17 protein-coding genes and 1 riboswitch are annotated in these 20,659 nt (G+C 52.6%); of the genes, 16 read left to right on the forward strand and 1 reads right to left on the reverse strand.

Features of this window, described 5'->3' with window-relative positions:
* Positions 1-81 precede the first annotated feature (81 nt).
* The 13 genes from AB1K62_RS01000 (at position 82) to AB1K62_RS01060 (ending at position 15,743) form a co-directional block, all read left to right on the forward strand.
* Complete coding sequence (locus AB1K62_RS01000) at positions 82-1,014, forward strand: D-alanine--D-alanine ligase (protein WP_367000524.1); 933 nt, start codon at positions 82-84, stop codon at positions 1,012-1,014.
* A 13-nt stretch (positions 1,015-1,027) separates the two neighbouring features.
* Positions 1,028-1,906, forward strand: a complete 879-nt coding sequence (locus tag AB1K62_RS01005; RefSeq protein ID WP_367000525.1) for a cell division protein FtsQ/DivIB — start codon at positions 1,028-1,030, stop codon at positions 1,904-1,906.
* Between the two features lie 63 nt (positions 1,907-1,969).
* Positions 1,970-3,229, forward strand: coding sequence for a cell division protein FtsA (gene ftsA, locus AB1K62_RS01010; protein ID WP_367000526.1), 1,260 nt, complete (start codon positions 1,970-1,972; stop codon positions 3,227-3,229).
* A gap of 104 nt (positions 3,230-3,333) precedes the next feature.
* On the forward strand, positions 3,334-4,902 hold the full coding sequence (gene ftsZ, locus AB1K62_RS01015) for a cell division protein FtsZ (RefSeq protein ID WP_367000527.1): 1,569 nt from the start codon (positions 3,334-3,336) through the stop codon (positions 4,900-4,902).
* A gap of 165 nt (positions 4,903-5,067) precedes the next feature.
* Complete coding sequence (locus tag AB1K62_RS01020) at positions 5,068-6,693, forward strand: SPOR domain-containing protein (protein WP_367000528.1); 1,626 nt, start codon at positions 5,068-5,070, stop codon at positions 6,691-6,693.
* The gene (locus AB1K62_RS01025; protein ID WP_367000529.1) at positions 6,693-7,871 is read left to right on the forward strand and encodes a deoxyguanosinetriphosphate triphosphohydrolase; all 1,179 of its coding nucleotides are present in this window, start codon (positions 6,693-6,695) and stop codon (positions 7,869-7,871) included. Before AB1K62_RS01020 ends, AB1K62_RS01025 begins: the two co-directional genes overlap by 1 nt.
* The gene (locus AB1K62_RS01030; protein ID WP_367000530.1) at positions 7,864-8,526 is read left to right on the forward strand and encodes an NAD(P)H-binding protein; all 663 of its coding nucleotides are present in this window, start codon (positions 7,864-7,866) and stop codon (positions 8,524-8,526) included. The genes AB1K62_RS01025 and AB1K62_RS01030 overlap by 8 nt, the downstream gene beginning before the upstream one ends.
* Before the next feature lie 113 nt (positions 8,527-8,639).
* Positions 8,640-8,742: riboswitch (glycine riboswitch) on the forward strand.
* 228 nt (positions 8,743-8,970) lie between these two features.
* Complete coding sequence (gcvT, locus tag AB1K62_RS01035) at positions 8,971-10,113, forward strand: glycine cleavage system aminomethyltransferase GcvT (protein WP_367000532.1); 1,143 nt, start codon at positions 8,971-8,973, stop codon at positions 10,111-10,113.
* Positions 10,114-10,135: 22 nt separating this feature from the next.
* The gene (gene gcvH, locus AB1K62_RS01040; RefSeq protein ID WP_367000534.1) at positions 10,136-10,507 is read left to right on the forward strand and encodes a glycine cleavage system protein GcvH; all 372 of its coding nucleotides are present in this window, start codon (positions 10,136-10,138) and stop codon (positions 10,505-10,507) included.
* Between the two features lie 18 nt (positions 10,508-10,525).
* The gene (gene gcvPA / locus AB1K62_RS01045; protein WP_367000535.1) at positions 10,526-11,884 is read left to right on the forward strand and encodes an aminomethyl-transferring glycine dehydrogenase subunit GcvPA; all 1,359 of its coding nucleotides are present in this window, start codon (positions 10,526-10,528) and stop codon (positions 11,882-11,884) included.
* A complete protein-coding gene (gene gcvPB / locus AB1K62_RS01050; protein WP_367000536.1) occupies positions 11,881-13,458 on the forward strand; it encodes an aminomethyl-transferring glycine dehydrogenase subunit GcvPB in 1,578 nt (525 codons plus the stop codon). The genes gcvPA and gcvPB overlap by 4 nt, the downstream gene beginning before the upstream one ends.
* Before the next feature lies 1 nt (position 13,459).
* Positions 13,460-14,077 carry a DUF938 domain-containing protein gene (locus AB1K62_RS01055; protein ID WP_367000537.1) on the forward strand — a complete coding sequence of 206 codons (618 nt, stop codon included), beginning with the start codon at positions 13,460-13,462 and terminating at the stop codon, positions 14,075-14,077.
* A 73-nt stretch (positions 14,078-14,150) separates the two neighbouring features.
* A complete protein-coding gene (locus AB1K62_RS01060; protein WP_367000539.1) occupies positions 14,151-15,743 on the forward strand; it encodes a long-chain-fatty-acid--CoA ligase in 1,593 nt (530 codons plus the stop codon).
* On the opposite strand, the gene AB1K62_RS01065 is transcribed toward AB1K62_RS01060, so the two are convergent.
* Complete coding sequence (locus tag AB1K62_RS01065) at positions 15,740-16,684, reverse strand: DMT family transporter (protein ID WP_367000541.1); 945 nt, start codon at positions 16,682-16,684, stop codon at positions 15,740-15,742. The genes AB1K62_RS01060 and AB1K62_RS01065 overlap by 4 nt on opposite strands.
* 253 nt (positions 16,685-16,937) lie before the next feature.
* Here AB1K62_RS01065 and AB1K62_RS01070 point away from each other — a divergent pair, with 253 nt between their 5' ends.
* From AB1K62_RS01070 to AB1K62_RS01080, 3 genes are all read left to right on the forward strand, one after another.
* A complete protein-coding gene (locus tag AB1K62_RS01070) occupies positions 16,938-18,359 on the forward strand; it encodes an aldehyde dehydrogenase family protein (protein WP_367000542.1) in 1,422 nt (473 codons plus the stop codon).
* Positions 18,360-18,422: 63 nt separating this feature from the next.
* Positions 18,423-19,568, forward strand: coding sequence for an acyl-CoA dehydrogenase family protein (locus tag AB1K62_RS01075; protein WP_367000544.1), 1,146 nt, complete (start codon positions 18,423-18,425; stop codon positions 19,566-19,568).
* Between the two features lie 27 nt (positions 19,569-19,595).
* Entirely contained in the window at positions 19,596-20,645 is a 1,050-nt protein-coding gene (locus tag AB1K62_RS01080) for an enoyl-CoA hydratase/isomerase family protein (RefSeq protein ID WP_367000546.1), read from the forward strand.
* Positions 20,646-20,659 lie beyond the last annotated feature (14 nt).

The raw sequence follows: 20,659 nt of genomic DNA on the forward strand, positions 1-20,659 counted from the left end.
AGTGCGACTATCAGACCGGAAACGTCATTTAACAGCTCTGGAACTACCGCAAATGACATCAATTCTCATCACGGTTTCTGCATGACCGATATACTTCCTAAAAACCTCCATATTGCGGTCCTGATGGGTGGATGGTCCGCTGAACGAGAGGTTTCCTTGACCAGTGGCAACGGCGTGGCCGATGCGCTTGAAAAAAATGGTCATAAAGTGACGCGCATTGATATGGACCGCAATCTGGCAATGGTGCTTGATAATGTGAGGCCGGATGTCGTGTTTAACGCATTGCACGGTTGCCCCGGTGAGGATGGCGCGGTTCAGGGGATGCTCGATCTGATGCAGATACCCTACACCCATAGCGGCATGGTCACTTCGGTCATCGCCATCGACAAAGAACTGACCAAACAGCAACTGGTGCCAGCAGGGATCAGAATGCCCATAGGGAAAATGGTCAAAAGCGCGGATGTGTTTAAAGCGGATCCGTTGCCCCGGCCCTATGTGCTGAAACCTCTGAACGAGGGATCCTCCGTCGGCGTCGCAATTGTCACCGATCAGGGTAATTACGGTAATCCGATTGGCCGTGATGTTACCGGGCCATGGCAGGAGTTTGAAGAACTATTGGCCGAACCTTTTATCAAGGGGCGCGAGCTGACAACGGCTGTGGTTGGCGACAAGGCATTATGCGTCACCGAGTTACGGACCAAAGACGGTTTCTATGACTATGATGCAAAATATACCGAAGGTTTGACCGAGCATATCTGTCCGGCTGACATTCCGGCTGATATCGCTGAACTGTGCCTCGACTATGCTCTGCGCGCGCATCAGATATTGGGGTGCAAGGGAACATCCCGCACGGATTTCAGGTGGGATGATGAACTTGGCACAGACGGTCTCTTTGTGCTGGAAACCAATACACAGCCGGGCATGACACCGCTTAGCCTGGTGCCCGAGCAGGCCCGGCAGGTGGGTATCAGTTACGAAGAGCTGGTCGAAATGATCGTGAAGGAAGCCCTGTGAAAAGGATAGAGCAATGACAGCAGCGTCGATCAGGCAGACGAACAAGAAAGCAAGGGGCAGGCCCAAATCCAGTAAGGCCAAAGTGCGCCACGTATCGATATTTGACAAAATCCTGCGCGCCATGCCTGTAACCGAAGCACAAGTGCAAAAAGGCCTGACATGGGGTTTGGTCGGAGTCTTTGTGCTCGGTGCATATAGCGTTGCCCATTATACCGGCATTATTGATCGCGTAAGTAGCCAGATCGCCGCAACCGTTGGCGCGGCAGGCTTTGAGGTCAAGCGGGTGGAAGTGACTGGCGTCAACCGGATTGATGAGTTGAAAGTGTATGAAATTACGCTGGCGCAAAAAGACCGTTCGATGATGCAGGTAGATATAGATCAGGTTCGCACGGATTTAATGGATAATGGTTGGATAAAAGACGCGCGGATTTCACGCCGCTTGCCCGATACATTGGTGGTCGATATCATTGAACGGGAGCCGGCAGCGGTGTGGCAGCGTGATGGCCAGCTATCATTGATCGACAAGACCGGATATCCGCTGGAACAGATCAGTAAGGAAGAGATACCAGACCTGCCGATCATTGTGGGCAAGAAAGCCAATGAAAAAGTACCGGAGCTGACGAAATTATTGAACCACGCACCAGCACTAAGCCCGATGGTGACAGGTGCAACCTGGATTGGTAACCGGCGGTGGAATCTGGAATTTGACAGCGGCGAAACACTGGCCCTGCCCGAGGGTAAGGAAACGGCGGCGGCGGCTTTGTTGAATTTTGCGCGAATGGATGGGGTAAACCGTTTGCTAGGACGCGGTGTACTTCATTTTGATTTGCGCGATTCAGAGCGCGCCTATCTTAGAATGCCGCCAAAGGAAGGAGATGAACCGGAAGGTTGAGCATATGTTTGACATTGTGGGTCGCGCCGCGATGAAGCAGAAACGAAGCAAGGAAACAGGGTAATGGTAGCACGGGTAGAAAAGATATTTACCGCTCTGGATATCGGATCGTCAAAGATAACGGCGATGATCGCCGGGCGGATGGACAATGGTGATATTGCTGTGCTGGGAACCGGACAACGCGCCAGTAAAGGTGTGAAGCGCGGTTATATTGCCGATACCGAGCGAACCGAACTGGATGTGCGCGACGCGGTGGAGCAGGCAGAGCGGATAGCGGGCACAAATATTGACGATGTCTGGGTCAGTTTTTCGGCGGGCGGCCTGACCAGCATGGTGACTTCAGTGGAAACCGAGCTGGGTGGACAACGGATCGAGCAGGAGGATATTGATCACCTGCTGCAAGCGGGACGCAATACTATTGATCCGCAAGGGAAAATGGTTCTTCACGCACAGCCTGCGCTATATACGATTGACGGACTTTCCGGGGTCAAAAAGCCGAAAGGGTTACACGCCGATCGGCTGGGCGTTGATATTCATGTCATTCTTGCCGATGCTTCTCCGGTGCGAAATATCGATATGAGTGTGCGGGGCGCACATCTGAACGTCAAATCAATCATCGCTTCCCCGATCGCAGCGGGCACATCCTGTCTGTCCAAGGAAGAACGTGAGTTGGGCGTGGCGATGGTCGAAATGGGCGCAGAGGTAACAAATATTTCTCTTTTCGCGGGCGGGATGCTGGTTGGACTGGCGACGCTGCCTTACGGCGCGGCGGATATTACTGATGATATTGCTTCATCATTCGGTTTGCGGCGTGCTCAGGCAGAGCGGATCAAATGCTTCTATGGTTCTGCAACGACAAGCCCGAGGGACAATCATGACCCTATTGACTTGCAACTGGATGTCGCGGGGCCGGAAACAGACGAGCAAGGCCGTATTACCAGAGCGCAGTTAATCGGGGTCATCCGGCAGCGGCTCGACCATCTGGTCGGAGAAATTGGAAAAACGTTAAAAGAACTGGGCTTTACCGGGCCAGTGGGGCGTCAGGTTGTCCTAACGGGTGGGGGCGCAGAGTTGAAAGGTATTGCGGATTATGCACAATCGGCGCTGGGCCAGACAGTGAGGATTGGACGACCCACTGGCCTGACCGCGTTGCCGGAAGCTCATAGTGGTCCGGGTTTTGCCGGACTGGCAGGGCTGGCGCTTTATGCGGTGCAGGAACCGGTCGATCTCAGATCGCTTTCCAGCGGTCATCAAAACGTTCAGAAATATGGAGGTTCTGCTGTAATTGGACGGCTTATGTCGGCAATACGGGGGAATTTTTAAAAAATAACGCGGAATATTAACTTTTCGGGTGATTCCCGCGTCAAATATGTGCAAAGCATTACCCAAATGTTACACATTCAGATTATGTCTGGGAGACAGTCAATATGAGCATCAATATCGGCCCACCTGAAGTGGAAGAATTGAAACCACGTATCGCCGTGATCGGCGTGGGTGGTGCTGGCGGCAATGCGATTGCAAATATGATCGCGGCAAAGGTTGAAGGCGTTGATTTCATCGTCAGCAATACCGATGCACAGGCGTTGAACAGCTCACCTGCGGAACAGCGCATACAGCTTGGGCCGGAAATTACCCAGGGCCTTGGTGCCGGATCACGTCCCGAAGTCGGACGTGCGGCGGCGGAAGAAACACTGGAATCCGTCGAGCAGGCCCTTGAAGGCGCGCACATGTGTTTTATCGCTGCCGGCATGGGTGGAGGCACCGGGACAGGGGCCGCTCCGGTTATTGCAAAAGCCGCTCGTGACAAGGGTATATTGACCGTTGGCGTGGTGACTAAGCCGTTTACTTTTGAAGGAACACGGCGGATGAAATCCGCCAATGCCGGTATCGAAGAGCTTCAGAAGAACGTTGATACGCTCATCATTATCCCCAACCAGAATCTGTTCCTTGTTGCTAATCCGAATACTACTTTCAAAGAAGCGTTCCTCCTTGCAGACGAAGTGCTCCAACAGGGTGTGCGCGGTATTACCGATTTGATGGTAATGCCCGGGCTTATCAACCTTGACTTTGCCGACGTCCGTTCTGTTATGCATGAAATGGGCAAGGCTATGATGGGGACCGGCGAAGCCGAAGGCGATGGCCGGGCGCTGGAAGCGGCAGAAAAAGCCATAGCTAACCCGCTGCTCGACGGTGTGTCGATGCAGGGCGCGAAAGGTGTGATTGTGTCCATCACAGGCGGTGAAGACATGCGCTTGATGGAAGTTGACGAAGCGGCGAATCATATCCGCGAACTGGTCGATCCCGATGCCAACATCATCTGGGGTAGCGCGTTTAACGAGAATCTTGATGGCCGTATTCGCGTTTCAGTGGTTGCTACCGGTATCGACAGCGAAGGTTCTGTTCCTGCACCTGTAGCTAGCCCCTCGTTCGCTACGAGCAGCCCGGCTCCGTCTACCGCATCTTTTGCATCCGCTATTCCTTCGGAATCTGAAGATCAGGAGGAAGAGCTGGTGCTTGACGCAAGCAGCTCTAATATATCACAGCCGGATCAATCCGAAAAATCGGGAATGGTGGTTGAGCCAGAGGTGTCCGATAGTCAGGCACCTGAGCCGGCACCGGAACCAAAAACCGACTTCGAGCCGAAGCCTCAAGCAGCCCCGGCGCCATCCCCGGCAGCGACTTATTCGGATGATGATCTGGATGACGGCATGGCCGCTGCCCCTTCTTTTGCATCCTTAGCTCCGGGCATGTCCAGTGACGAGCCGGAAGAAGATGAATTGATCCTTGGCGGTGAATCCATACAGCCGGAACCCGAAAATAAACCTGCAAAAAGCGAGCCTGCGCCGCGTGTAGTCAGTGGAGGGGGCACGTTGTTTGAGCGAATGTCTAATCTGACTCGCGGAACAAAGTCAGAGGATGAAGGTCAGAATGATGAAGATGGTTCACGTGATCCGCTTGACATTCCGCGCTTCCTGAATCGGCAAAATAACCAATAGGTAATTGGCCGTTATTTGGTCGCTTATGGCGAAATTTGTGATGTTGGCTCGCCCTTGTCTTTGGATCAGGGCGGCTGACCTTACCCAGTCTGATCAACGCTTGATTTTGGGTGTATATCGTCCTTTAATGAGGCTGTGAAAATAATCTCGAAATATGTAATTCTGATGAGCCTGCCGTTGCTGGCGGCGGGCTTGTCTGTAGTTCCCGCACAGGCGCAATATGGGCAGCCACAGGTGCGTGCAGATTTGCAGGATGCCCTGCGTCGTATCGCGGCAAATGCTAATGATTCTTCGGCGTTGGCAGATGCCGGGCTAGCGGCACTCAAGCTTGAGGATACACGAGCAGCGATTGGGTTTCTTGCCAAGGCTGACGAAATATATTCGCGCAGTGGCCGTGTAAAAGCCGGGCTGGCGCGCGCGTTGTTACTGGAACGCAATCCTTTCGGTGCTTTGCGCTATTTTGAAGAAGCGATAACTCATGGCATAGCTGCAAAGGATATTGCAGCAGATCGCGGGCTGGCTTTTGACTTGATAGGCCGCACCGCTGATGCACAAAAAGATTATGCGCTGGCGTTCCAATATGATCGAAGTGACAGTTTGTTGATACGCTATGCAATCTCGTTGGGGATTAGCGGCGATGTCGAAGGCGCTGAGGCCAAGCTGGCTCCGTTACTGCAAAAAAGTGACCGGGACGCGTGGCGCAGCCGTGCTTTCATTCTGGCGATGAATGGCAAGGACAAGGAAGCCAATAAAATCGCGCGGCAAACAATGGAAAAGCGCATGGCCAAAGCGATTGAACCGTTTTTCGATAATATGCCTGAATTAACCGCAGCGCAAAAGGCGGCCGCCGTACATTTCGGTCATTTCCCTGCCAGTGCCAATATTGGTGTTGATGTCGCAACAGTCCGGTTCGCGTCACAAAATGCTACGCGCAGCGGTGGCGCGGATGCCAATCTGATACCCGCTGGTGAGCCGTTGGGACAGCAAAGTGCAAAGATAAGGGCCATGCCTGACAAATCGCCGCGTCGCCGCCCCGGCTCCAAAGCCAAGAAAGAAAAACGGGTCGTGGTATCTACAAGGGTGCCTAATGGAAAAATGGACCAATCCTTTAATGCCCCATCCACTCTTAACCTGCCAACACGCATATTGCCGGAGCCCGAGAATGTCCATCCATTGGTGAAGCCAGTGGATGCCGGAAGGACATTTGATCGCGGAGAAGGTGCAGGCCAAACAAAAGCTGCAATAACCCGGTCAGAGGACAATGCGGCAGAAACACTGGTCTCCCAGAGTATCAAGAGGAAAACCGCTGGCGGAAATGTTCCGGCGCCATCAGCAAAGAGCAACGAAGAACCTTCGACCCGCCAGTCGTTGTCGGATATTATCGGTTCGATCACAGTACCAGAGAACAGTCAAAAGTCCGATATTGTTCCCGTTGATCTGGCGTCGATAACGCCCGCGCGGGCCCAGCCCAAAGTTCAGCCAGCGGCGAAAAAGCCTGAAGCTAAACCGGAACCACCGAAATATCCAAAACGTTATTGGGTGCAGATTGCGACGGGTTCCGATCTCAACGCATTGAAGTTTGATTATCGCCGGATGGTAAAGAAAAGTCCGGATCTGTTCGCTGGTCTTGACAGTTGGACATCGCCATGGGGCCAAACCAGAAGAATGGTGGTCGGACCATTCGATGACATAGGTGCAGCGAAAGAATTTGAAAGCAAATTTCGCAAAGCTGGCGGCGATGGTTTCGCATGGATCAGTAATGATGGCACAATAGTGAACAAGCTGGATTGATGACACAGCTAGCGCGCTATGCCAGCGATCCGCGGCAATCCCGTGGGCGGCTCCATGATGAAGCGCGGGCAGGGAGTGACGGAACAATCCGTGGCCCGCGCGATGATTTCCAACGGGATCGCGACCGGATTATTCATTCGATATCTTTTCGTCGCTTGCGTCATAAGACACAGGTTTTTGTCGCGCCCGACGGCGATCATTACCGGGTACGTCTGACACATAGTCTGGAAGTTGCACAGATTGGCCGGACAATTGCCCGCGCGCTGGGCCTGAATGAAGACCTGACCGAGGCATTATGTCTTGCCCATGATATTGGCCATCCGCCTTTTGGCCATGCTGGGGAATATGCGTTGGAAGAAGCGCTCGCTGACTCCGGGGGCTTTGATCATAATGCACAGACGATCCGGACGCTGACCAAGCTGGAGCGGCCTTATCCGCGCTGGGACGGATTGAACCTGACGTGGGAAATGCTGGAGGGTCTGGCCAAGCATAATGGTCCGGTGGCCCGGCCAACATGGGCTTTGGAAGAGGCCGATGCTGCGATGCCGCTGGATTTGGAAAGCTGGCCTTCGCTGGAGGCGCAAATCGCGTCGGTGGCTGATGATATTGCCTATGACAATCATGATATTGATGACGGGATCAGGGCAGGGCTGTTGAGCATTGACCAATTGTTGACACTGCCGTTCATTGCCGAACGCTGGTCAGCGATATGTACCCGTTTTTCTGATATTGAACGTGACCGCCTGATACCGGAACTGATCCGCGATCAAATCGGCCTGATGGTCAACAATGTGATAGATACGACGGTAAAGCGGATCAAGGATACGGGCATAGAAACTGTCGATGATATACGCGGTGCCGGCAGGATGATCGGCGGATTTTCCGATGACATGGCAATTAACGAGCGCGCGCTTAAAAAGTTCATGTATTCCAATCTTTACAACCATCCTGAACAGATGGAAGCCGCGGACCGGGCGCGTGATGTGGTGGCTGATCTGGTCGCGGCCTATCGCGATAAACCAGAGTTAATGCCTGAAAGCTGGGTCGTGACATTGCCAACTGAAGAGCCGGATCGCATGCGACATATTGCCGATTTTATGGCGGGAATGACCGACCGTTATGCCAGCACGGCTCATATGCAAATTTTTGGTTCTAACGGGGAGCCGGGCTATGAGTGAAAGGGTTCTTATTGTCGGAGCAACCGGACTAATCGGTAACCTGCTTGCCCAAAGGCTGATTGCTGAAGGCCGGGATAAACAATTATCCCTGCTTATGCGTAGGCCTATGAAAGATAATTATGGCGTGGCAACCGTTCATGTTGCTCCCACTGCGCGATGGCCAGAGATTATAGCCTCTATAAAAGCAGATCGCGTGATCTCTTGTCTGGGCTCGACAATGAAAAAAGCAGGATCGAAACAAGCCTTTGTCGCTATTGACCGCGATCTGGTCAATGCTGTCGGGAAGGCTGCAAAAGCCGCGGGTGCACGCCAGTTTATTACCGTGTCATCGACCATGGCCAATGCGGATGCTTCGGGATTCTACCTCAAGACTAAGGGGGAGGCGGAGCAGCTTTTACGAGCTGAGGACTTTGATCGACTTGATATAATCCGGCCCGGTTTATTGCGCGGGGAACGGCCCGGTGAAGTGCGAATTGGTGAGAATCTGGCACTGTTGATCAGCCCGCTGATTGACAGGTTGCTACATGGTTCATTGCGCCGTTTTCGTTCTATTTCTGCCGAGACTGTCGCCACGGCTATAGCGGCCCTGTTATCAGAACAAGAATCTGGCACATACATCCACGAAAATGATGCGATAACGAAGCTGACAGAATAATTATCACTATATCATAGGCAATTTACTGGCTGTGTGATCGAATCATTGACTCCCGGCGCTCACTCGGTAACGCTTTACGCTGCTTTTGATCGCCGCCTTGAAGGTATAGATCACAGAGCTGTGCGGGAGAGTGTTTGCAATCCCGAAAGTTACTTTCAAACCGCCGAAGGAGCAACCGCCCCGGAAACTCTCAGGCTGATGGACCGCGCAGTTTTTATAAGCACTCTGGAAAGTGTCTTTTTGCGATTTTGAACTGACCGAGTTCATCATGCTTTGAAGACCACCGAAGGGGTAAATCCACCGGCGCGATAGCCACTGGCAAGATGCTTTTTAACATATTAGCCGGCATCAGCGAAGGAGGATGAAACTCTCAGGTTCCGTGACAGAGGGGGCAGTTTTACAGGTTTTTCTGTGAACTGTGCCCTTTGGATAATGGATATTCTGATGAGTGAAGACAAAATCGAAGAAACGAAAAATCAGACATTAAAACAGCTGCCGCTTGATAGTTGGCATCGGGAAAATGGCGCGCGCATGGTCCCGTTTGCGGGCTATGAAATGCCGGTACAATTTGAAGGCGTGATGGCTGAGCATCTATGGACCCGCGAAAATGCCGGTCTGTTTGATGTCAGTCATATGGGGCAAGTGCAATTGACCGGAGAAGGTGCTGCCAAGGCGCTTGAGGCTCTTGTACCTGGAAATATATCGACCCTGGGCGTCGGTAAAATTCGTTATACACTATTATTGGGGGAAGATGGCGGCATATTGGACGACCTGATGGTGACCAATGCTGGCGATCATCTCTATCTGATCGTCAACGGCGCGACCAAGCATGATGATATTGCCTATTTGCAGAAACATTTGCCATCAGATGTCACGCTCAATCATATGGAAGGCCATGCGTTGCTGGCTTTGCAGGGACCAAAGGCTGCCGATGCGCTCGCACAGCTGGAAATAAATCCGGCACCAGGCGACCTTTACTTCATGGAAGCCGGGTCGTTCATGTGGGGCAATATTCCGCTGGTTATCAGCCGTTCAGGCTATACCGGCGAAGACGGTTTTGAAATCAGCATTGCCGCGGATCAAGCCGAAGCACTGGCGGATGCCTTGTGCAGTGATGCCAATGTGAAACCGGCCGGTCTGGGCGCGCGTGACAGTCTGCGACTGGAAGCGGGATTGCCGCTTTATGGGCATGACATGGGTGCGGATATTTTGCCGGTTGAAGCGGGGTTGAACTTTGCGCTGGCCAAAACACGCCGGGAACAAGCCAATTTTGCCGGAGCTGACCGGGTGCTGGCGCAATATCCCGATAAAGCGGAAAAGAAGCGCGTTGGTCTTTTCATCGAAGGTCGCCGCCCGATCCGTGAAGGCGCGAGCGTGGTTGATACGCAAGGCAATATCATAGGCACAGTTACCAGCGGCGGCTTTTCGCCCAGTCTGCAAAAACCGATTGCCATGGCTTATGTGCCAGCGGCACTGTCCGAAACGGGGACACAGATCATGGTGGAACAACGCGGCAAGACGATCGGCTGCACTGTTGCTGCCATGCCCTTTGTACCGCATCATTATCACCGCAAACCGAAATTATAGAATTAGGGACAAGGACTAAAAAATGAGCAGATTTTATACAGACGAGCATGAGTGGATAGAGGTCGAGGGGGAAACAGCGACCGTCGGAATTACCGATTATGCACAAGAGCAATTGGGCGATATTGTATTTGTCGATACGCCCGAAATCGGCATGGAACTGGATCAGGGTGACGATGCCGCTGTGGTCGAATCGGTTAAGGCCGCATCCGATATATATGCCGTGGTTTCGGGAAAAGTTGTCGAAGTCAACGAAGCACTGGAAGATGAACCGTCACTGGTCAACAGCTCCGCCGAAGAAGATGGCTGGTTTTTCCGTATGACCCTGTCCGACACTTCGGAGCTGAACGATCTGATGGACGAAAACGCTTATAAGGCATTTGTCGACGGACTTTAAAATTTAAGGAATAAACCAATGCGTTACCTACCGTTAACTCCGGCTAACCGGCGGGACATGTTGTCCACCATCGGGGCAAAAAGCATCGACGACCTGTTCATTGATGTGCCAGAGGAGGTGCAGCTTGACGGTCCGATCCGTGACTTGCCAATGCATGCGGGTGAAATGGCCGTAGAAGCGCATATGAAAAAACTGGCCAGAAATAATGCTGCTGCTGGTGATATGCCGTTCTTTCTGGGTGCAGGGGCTTATCGCCACCATGTTCCGGCGAGTGTCGATCATATCATCCAGCGCGGTGAATTTTTGACCGCTTATACGCCCTACCAACCTGAAATCGCACAGGGGACATTACAGACCCTGTTCGAATTCCAGACACAGGTTGCGCGGCTATTCGGTGTCGATGTCGCTAACGCTTCCATGTATGATGGTTCCACCGCCTGCTGGGAAGCGATTGTGATGGCGCGGCGGATTACCAAGCGCAGCAAGGCGATACTCTCCTCTGGCCTGCACCCGCATTATGTGTCGGTGGCGCAGACAATGGCACGCTTTACCAAGGATCAACTGGTTTACGAAGCACCTGGCTTACATGCTGCTACCGATGGCGCGGATTTACTGGATCAGATTGACGACGATACCAATTGCGTTGTCGTGCAATATCCAGATATTTTGGGCCGTATTGACGATATGAGCGCGCTCGCGGAAAAAGCACATAAACATAAAGCGTTACTGATCGCTGTTGTTACCGAACCTGTTGCTTTGGGCGCGCTTATATCTCCCGGAGAGATGGGCGCCGATATTGTTGTGGGAGAAGGACAGTCACTGGGCGTCGGTTTGCAATTTGGCGGTCCGTATGTCGGCCTGTTCGGCTGCAAGCAGAAATATGTCCGCCAGATGCCCGGGCGATTGTGCGGGGAAACTGTGGATGCCGAAGGAAAGCGCGGTTTCGTGCTCACCCTATCGACGCGCGAACAGCATATCCGCCGCGAAAAAGCGACATCGAATATTTGCACCAACAGCGGTCTATGTGCGCTGGCCTTTACAGCGCACATGAGTTTGCTTGGCGAAAAAGGGCTGCGTAAATTGGCTATGCTCAACCATAAAAAGGCGGTGAGCGCAGCGGACCGTTTGGCAAACATTGACGGCGTTTCATTGCTTAATAATAGCTTTTTCAATGAGTTCACGCTGATACTTGACAAGGATGCGCGGCCTATTGTCCGCAAGCTGGCGGATCAGAAAATATTGGCCGGTGTATCATTGGGGCGGCTATATCCCGATGAAGGCGGCCTGGCACATGGATTGATTGTCGCGGTGACAGAAACGACCAGTGACGAGGATGTCGAAGCGCTGGCCACTGCATTGGAAGGGGAATTGGCATGAGCATGAAGAGCGAAGGCCGTCCGACCAGATTGGATGATAATATTAGCCTGCCCGGACAAACAATCCAGACACACACAGGAAACCGGGCTTTGATGGTCGATGAGCCGCTGATATTCGAAATTGGCGAGTCAGACCGTACTGGCGTCGACTTGCCCGAAGCGCCTGCGGTGGAAAGCCGCTTGGGCGGTTTGGAGCGTGATGAGCCGATCGACATTCCGGGCCTTTCGGAATCAGAAACCGTCCGTCACTATACGCGCCTCAGCCGTCAGAATTACGCGATTGATGTCGGCCTGTTCCCGCTCGGCAGTTGCACGATGAAGCATAATCCGCGCCTCAACGAAAAAATGGCACGGCTAAAGGGTTTTGCCGATATTCACCCGTTGCAGCCCGTTGACAGTGTTCAGGGCGCGCTGGAAGTGATTTACCAACTGGCCGAATGGCTGAAAGCGCTAACCGGCATGCCCGCTGTATCAATGAGCCCCAAGGCAGGCGCGCACGGGGAATTGTGCGGAATATTGGCAATGCGTTCCGCCCTTGAAGCACGGGGCGATGCGCGCGAGGTTATATTGGTTCCGGAGAGCGCCCATGGGACAAACCCTGCGACAGCGGCCTTTGCCGGTTACAAGGTAGAGGATATTCCTGCCAATGCAGCAGGGCGGGTTGATCTGGAGGCATTAAAGGCGCGGCTTGGTCCCGATATTGCGGGCGTGATGATTACCAATCCCAATACCTGCGGATTATTTGAACCGGATATGAAAGCCATTTCCGATGCGGTACATGAAGCGGGCGGACTGGTTTATTGCGACGGCGCGAATTTCAACGCGATTGTCGGGCGTGTCCGCCCCGGCGATCTGGGGATTGATGCCATGCACATCAATCTTCATAAAACATTTTCCACGCCCCATGGCGGCGGCGGCCCGGGTTCCGGTCCGGTAGTGTTTTCCGAAGCGCTGGCTCCTTATGCGCCATTGCCGTTTGTCGAAAAAAACGGCTCGCAATTCCGTTTGGTCGAAGAAGAAACAGCAGAAGAACACCATGGCAGCAGCTTTGGCCGGATGACAGCCTTTCACGGGCAGATGGGCATGTTTACGCGCGCGCTCACCTATATGCTTAGCCACGGTGCGGATGGTCTGAAACAGGTGGCGGAAGATGCGGTTCTCAACGCCAACTATGTCTTGCGAAGCCTGACCGATGTGCTCGATGCACCTTTTGCCGCGTCCGGCCCATGTATGCATGAGGCACTATTTTCTGACAAAGGCTTTACGGGCGGTCTGACCACGCTTGATCTTGCCAAGGGAATGATAGACGAGGGCTATCATCCGATGACCATGTATTTCCCGCTGGTCGTGCATGGCGCGATGCTGGTGGAACCAACCGAAACAGAAAGCAAGGCCGCGATAGACCAGTTTATTGGCGCACTGCGTTCGGTAGCGAAGCGGGCAAAGGCAGGTGATGAGTTGTTAAAATCCGCTCCGCATTATGCTCCGCGCAGGCGGCTTGACGAAACACAGGCTGCGCGCAAACCGGTGTTGGTGTGGCAGGAGCCTGTCCAAGCCAGCGCAATGGATAAGTAAAATGACGAGTGAACAGGACAGGGAAAACCAAAAACATGCACCCGCGACCCTGCGTAACCGTGATGCGATTGCCGCTGTGTTACAGGATGTTCTGCCTAGTAGCGGAACGGTGCTGGAAATCGCCAGCGGAACCGGAGAGCATGCAGTCTATTTCGGGGAGATATTTTCCGGTCTGATCTGGCAGCCAAGTGATCCTGATCCGGAGTGCCGTCGTTCGATAGCGGCCTGGGTAAAACAAGCGGGGCTAACCAACGTCCTGCCGCCACTGCAACTCGACGCATTGGCATCAGAATGGGACATTGCCAAACCGGCGGCAATTGTTTGTATCAACATGGTTCATATTTCGCCGTGGGAGGCATCAATCGGCCTGTTTGAAAAGGCAGCCCGATTATTGGATCCGGGCGAGCCAATCATGCTCTATGGCCCGTATTTTCGCGGAGACGCAACCACAGCGCAGAGCAATCTTGATTTTGACCGCAGTCTTAAAAGCCGCGATCTGCGCTGGGGCATCCGTGAGGTTGATGACATGGATGTGCTTGCCGGAAAAAATGGTTTTACCCGGGTCAGTCTGATCGAAATGCCGGCGAATAATCTGTCGCTAATATACCGCCGCGATTGATAGCTTCACCGATCCGCTTGCCTTGATTTAATCGATCGCTTAATATTATGAGATATATCATTAGGAGCGGAACATGACGACGGGAAATCAAGAAACACGCCGGTGTATGGGATCATGTATCGCCTATTGGGCAGAGCATAGACCGGATAATATTGCGATTGATGATGTTGTCAGCGAATCGGACAGTCCGGTCAGCTATGCCGAGCTTGACCGCAATGTCAGTGATTATGCCCGAGCAATGATTGGTTCCGGCCTGAAAACAGGCGACCGGATCTGTTGGCTGGGTAAGAACAGCGGTCTGTATTACACCCTGTTTGCCGCATGTAGCCGTGCCGGCACTGTAATGGTTCCGATTAACTGGCGGCTGGCGGCCCCCGAAGTCGCCTATGTGCTGAAAGATACGCGGGCGCCGCTTTTGATTTGTGAACCGGAGTTTGCCGAAATCGCCAAGCGAGCGGCAAAAGGCACTGACGCTAAGATAATTGTCACCCGGGAAACAGGGGGCATACAATCGTTAAGTGCGTGGATGGAAAATACGTCTCGCGGTGATCTGCCAAACACGGACCCGGCAGAGGGCGTGCTGCAACTTTATACATCCGGCACAACCGGCAACCCTAAAGGTGCAGTGCTGAGTAATGACAATCTGTTTAAAATGCGTCCTTTGATCGAGGATAACCCCGATCATGCGTGGATTGATATCGGACCGGATGACAGCACATTGGCGGTTATGCCGGTTGCCCATATTGCAGGGTCGGGCATTGGCCCGATTGCGTTTTACAATGGCGCGAAGATGATGGTCATACCAGAGTTCCACCCCGATTATGTCCTTGACTGTGTGGATAAGGGATTGAACCAGTTTTTCCTTGTGCCCACCGCGTTACAAATGCTGGTCGGTTCACCGCGGGCTAAAGATACGGATTTTTCCGCTGTACGTTCTGTTACTTATGGCGCAGCGCCAATTCCGCTTGAGCTATTGCGTCAATGCATACAAGCGATGCCAGAGGCGCTGTTCTGTCAACAATATGGCATGACCGAAACTACCGGAACCATCTGCATCTTGCCACCCGAAGATCATGACCCTGCCGGGAATGAAAGGATGCGCGGTATCGGCATTCCGCTGCCCGGTGTGGAAATGAAAATTGTCGATGATCAGCGCCGCGAAGTCCCGCCCGGGACAATCGGAGAAATTGCAACACGGTCCGGCCTGAATATGTTGCACTATTTTGATAATCCCGAGAAAACAGCCGAAACGGTGGATGCCGACGGTTGGCTCTATACCGGCGATGCTGCGGTTATGGATGAGGACGGCTATTTCTATATCAAGGATCGCGTCAAAGACATGATCATCACCGGCGGCGAAAATGTCTATCCTGCTGAAGTCGAAAACGCGATTTTCGGCCATCCGCAAGTCAATGAGGTCGCTGTTATCGGTGTGCCTGACGAAAAATGGGGCGAAGCAGTAAAAGTTGTAGTCTCTCCCAAACCCGGTGAGGGGGATGTGGACAAGGAAAGCATCATATCATGGGCGCGTGAACGCATCGCCGGGTTCAAAGTGCCCAAGTCCGTTGATGTAATCTCTGAACTACCCCGCAATGCCAGCGGGAAAATATTGCGCCGCGAATTGCGCGATCCCTATTGGGAAGGAAAAGACCGGGAAGTTAATTAAGCATTATTTTGCCGTAATGCGCGGACATGCTCTCGCCATGCGATGAACAGGCCGGACGCAATGATGATCGGTGCGCCGAACATGATGGACAGGCCGGGCCATTGGTTAAACACGACAATGCCGATGATTGAAGCCCAGACGAGCGCGCTGTAATCCATTGGCATGACTGTGGAAACGGGGGCAAGACGCAGCGATTGGGTAATGGTCAACTGCCCAATCGCGCCGAATATACCGACGCCCAACAGATAGCCCCACGTCTGCCATTCATGGCCGCCGCCATAAATATAAACGCAGACCGCAAGTGCCGGCAGCGTATAGACCGAGAACCAGAATATTGTGACAGCGCTGGTCTCTGTCCGGCCGAGCATGCGGATGACCAGCGTAACCGATGCTGTCACCAACGCCCCGCCCAGCGCCACCGTCGCGCCAAAGGCTGGAATCAGGTCGCCGCCCGGCTGAACCACAACCAGCACGCCGATAAAGCCGATCAGGATCGCGGACCAGCGCCGGATGCCGACATGCTCACGCAGAACGAGCGCTGCAAACAACGTAGCAAAAATAGGCACGGTAAAGCTGATCGTCGTTGCATCGGCTAGCGGCAATAATGTCATCGCCCAGAAATTGAGCCCCATGGCAAAAATACCAAGAATGGAACGTAAAATATGTAATGCGTGCCGGTTGGATTTGATCGCTGGCCATCCTGCCGGACTGCGCCATATTATAAAGCATATCAGCGGCATGGCGATTAATTGCCGGTAAAACAGGCTTTCGGTAACATGCACTCCGTTTTGCCCCGCCAGCTTCACAAAAGCGAACATGATCGCAAGGGACATCATCGCAGTTAGCCGCGTCAATATTCCAGCGATAGGCCGGTTCTGCCCCAATACCGGCTGCTTAGCCCGGGGAGTGTCGGAGCCTTTATCTAAAACATCAGTTGTCATCAGGATCAGACAATGTTCATGGAATACTTCATTCTGCCGACGATAGGCACAACTGGATCAGCAATGCAATTGCCATTGCTACATGGCGTTATAGCTGTGGTGATTCGGACATGTCTGTGACTTTTGCGAAAAAGCCCAATAACGAAGCAGGCATTGCATGCTTATCGGCGGTGAATTATATAGATTGGTAATAAACTGCCGGTTCAACCTTTGACGTTGATTATAAGGCGTAACATAATTTCAGGAGCTTAACATGCTGGACAAAACGACCAACCCGCAAGACGATCCCGTCGTGGAAGAAGTAGCTGCATTGGTTGCCCGGTCACGTGCAGCGCAGCAGCAGATAGAAAATTATACGCAAGAACAGGTCGATGAGTTGATCCGCGCGATGGTATGGGCTGTTGCGGAACAATCCGTTGCTGAAAAAATAGCGCAACAGACCGTCGAGGAAACGCAGCTTGGCAATTATGACGGCAAATATCTGAAAATTTTCCGTAAAACACGAGCGACGCTCTTCGACATTATCAATGACAAATCAGTCGGCATTATTGAAGAAGATCCGAAACGCAATATTGTAAAAATTGCCAAGCCCGTTGGTGTAATCGGGGCGTTGTCGCCGTCCACTAACCCCGAAGCTACACCGGTGATCAAGGCTATTTCGGCGGTCAAGGGACGCAACTCAATCATTGTAGCGCCCCATCCGCGGGCAAAGCTGACCAACAAGCTGATTTGCGACCTGATGCGCGATGCCATCGTCAAAATGGGGGCCCCGGCGGATCTGGTGATCAGCATTGATGTGCCTTCAGTTGAAAAAACCAACGAGCTGATGCGGCAATGTGACCGTGTGCTCGCGACTGGCGGCGGCGCCATGGTGACAGCGGCTTATTCCAGCGGCACGCCCGCTTTGGGTGTTGGTGTCGGCAATGCGGTTATCACGGTCGATGAAACCGCGGATCTTGATGATGCTGCTGAGAAGATCCGTATGTCAAAAACACTCGATCTTGCTGCTAGCTGTTCTTCGGATAACAGCGTGATTCTGGTCGATGCGATATATGATGAAATGCTCGCCAAGCTCGTTGCCAAAGGCGGCTACATTTTGAGCGATGATGACAAGCAGAAGTTTCAGGATGTTCTGTGGGTTGATGGCCATATCAACGCAAAAGTGGTGGCGCAGACACCCAAGTTTATCGCAGATATGGCGGGATTTGAAATACCCGATGACACACAGTTCTTCATCATCAAGGAAACCGGCTATGGCCCTGATCATCCCTTCTCTGGAGAGAAGATGACGGTCGCTATGGCGCTTTACCGGGCTGCCGATATTGATGAGGCGATTGAACTGACTAATAATATTCAGTCTTATCAAGGGCAGGGGCATAGCTGCGGCATATATTCGCAGTCAGACGAGAATATCATGAAACTTGCCAATGCAACCCGGACATCCCGCGTGATGGTCAATCAGCCGCAATCCGCATCAAACAGCGGAAACCTGTGGAACGGAATGCGTCAGACCTTCTCGCTTGGCTGTGGTAGCTGGGGTGGCAATGGTACGAATAATAATATCACATGGCGCGACCTGATCAACGAAACCTGGGTATCTAAACCGCTGGCAGTGGCCAAAGAGCTGCCTAGCGATGAAATATTATTCGGTGACGTTATGCAGAAATTGGCGTAATAAATACGTGATTACATAATGGGCGGTGGAACCTTCTCCGCCGCCCTTTTTAATGGAGCCAAAATGACCGATCAATTTTCGCTGACCGAGGACCAGTTGGCTATTCAGGATATGGCACGAAAATTTACCGCCGATGCGATCACACCGCATGCGGGCACGTGGGATGAGGAGCATATTTTTCCGCGCGATGTAATTAAACAAAGCGCGGAATTGGGTTTTGGCGGCATTTATGTGTCGGAGAAATCCGGCGGAATTGGTCTGGGTCGCCTGGAAAGCGCGATCATCATGGAAGCCATGGCTTACGGCTGCCCTTCAACCTCCGCTTTCATATCAATCCACAATATGGCCGCGTGGATGATTGATACTTTCGGCTCTCATGCGGTGAAGGACAAATATCTGCCCGACCTGATCGGTATGGAAAAAATTGCCAGCTATTGCCTGACCGAACCAGGGGCCGGTTCCGATGCGGCCTCGCTAAAGACCAGAGCGGTAAAGGATGGCGACCATTATGTCGTCAGCGGTTCCAAAGCCTTTATCTCTGGCGGCGGCGAGAATGAGGTTTATGTCACTATGACACGGACCAGCGATGATGGCGCCAGCGGGGTTACATGTCTGGTTATAGATAAAGATATGGAAGGCGTCAGCTTTGGTGCGAACGAGAAAAAGCTCGGCTGGCATTCTCAGCCTACGGCTCAGGTCAATTTTGACAATGTCCGCGTTCCCGTTGAAAACCGAGTTGGCAGCGAGGGTGAGGGCTTTCGTATTGCCATGGCCGGTCTTGATGGCGGGCGTTTGAACATTGGTGCCTGTTCTCTGGGCGGGGCGCAGCGCTGTCTGGACGAAGCGGTAAATTATACCAAAGAGCGCAAGCAATTTGGCAAAAGCATCAGTGATTTCCAGAACACTCAGTTTATGTTGGCCGATATGGCGACCGACCTCGAAGCATCACGCGCATTGCTCTATCTGGCAGCGGTAAAGGTAACACAGGGCGCGGCTGATAAAACCAAATTTGCGGCCATGGCCAAACGGCTGGCGACGGACAATGGTTCAAAAATCGTCAACGATGCGTTACAGCTTTTTGGTGGCTATGGTTATTTGCAAGACTATCCAATTGAACGTTTCTGGCGTGATTTACGCGTTCATTCCATTCTTGAAGGCACAAACCAGGTCATGAGGATGATTGTATCGCGCGAAATACTCAGGCAATAGGCGCTTCCCCAAGATTAGAAAGATAAAATGACCAACGATCTCATAGTTAACAAAACGGGCCGTGTTGGGCATATCAGCCTTAACCGACCTAAAGTCCTCCATTCGCTTAACCTCGCCATGTGCGAAGGGATGCTTGATGCGTTGATCGCTTGGCGCGATGATGACAGCGTAGAGGCTGTGATCATAGACCATAGCGAAGGACGCGGATTTTGCGCCGGTGGCGACATTGCCATGCTTCAGGCATCGGGAAAAAAAGATGGCAAGGAAGGGCGAGAGTTTTTTTATAAAGAATATCAGCTCAATCACCTGCTTTTTGAATATCCCAAGCCGGTAGTCGCCTTTATGGACGGTATTACCATGGGCGGCGGTGTCGGTATTTCACAGCCGGCCAAATATCGGGTAGCCACTGAAAATACGCGTTTTGCCATGCCGGAAACGGGCATTGGCCTGTTTCCCGATGTCGGTGGCGGCTGGTTTCTCTCGCGCCTTGAAGGGCGTCTGGGACAGTTCCTGGCGCTTACCGGTGCGCGTCTGGACGGCGCGGAATGTAAAGAAGTGGGCTTGGCAACGCATTATTTGCCATCTGACAATCTTGCCGAAGCGAAACAGCGGATAGCCGAAAATCCCGACCGGATTGACGGGATATTGGGCCAATTGTCTGACATTGTTCCGGAAGCACGCATTTTGCAAAATCTGGACAAGATCGACAAGTTTTTTGCTTCAGATGTTTATGAGGATATTCTTGCCGCACTGGAAGCTGATGATAGCGACTGGTCAGCAAAAGAGCTGGCGACACTTAGCACAAAAAGCCCGCAAACCTGCAAGGTTGCACTGCGCCAGTTGAAAGAGGGGGCGGCAATGGAAACATTTGCCGATGAAATGCGAAACGAATATCGTATCGGGTCACGGGTGCTGACGCGGCACGATTTTATCGAAGGTGTTCGCGCACTAATCATTGACAAGGATAATGAACCCAAATGGGACCCGGCAACACCCGAAGAGGTGAGTGACGCGTTATTGGACTCCATTTTTGCGCCACTTCCTGCCGAAGAGGAATGGGAGCCTTTGGCACTCTAGATTCATCGTCCTCG

Origin of the sequence: Parasphingorhabdus sp. JC815 (assembly GCF_040717415.1) — a bacterium.
GTDB lineage: Bacteria > Pseudomonadota > Alphaproteobacteria > Sphingomonadales > Sphingomonadaceae > Parasphingorhabdus.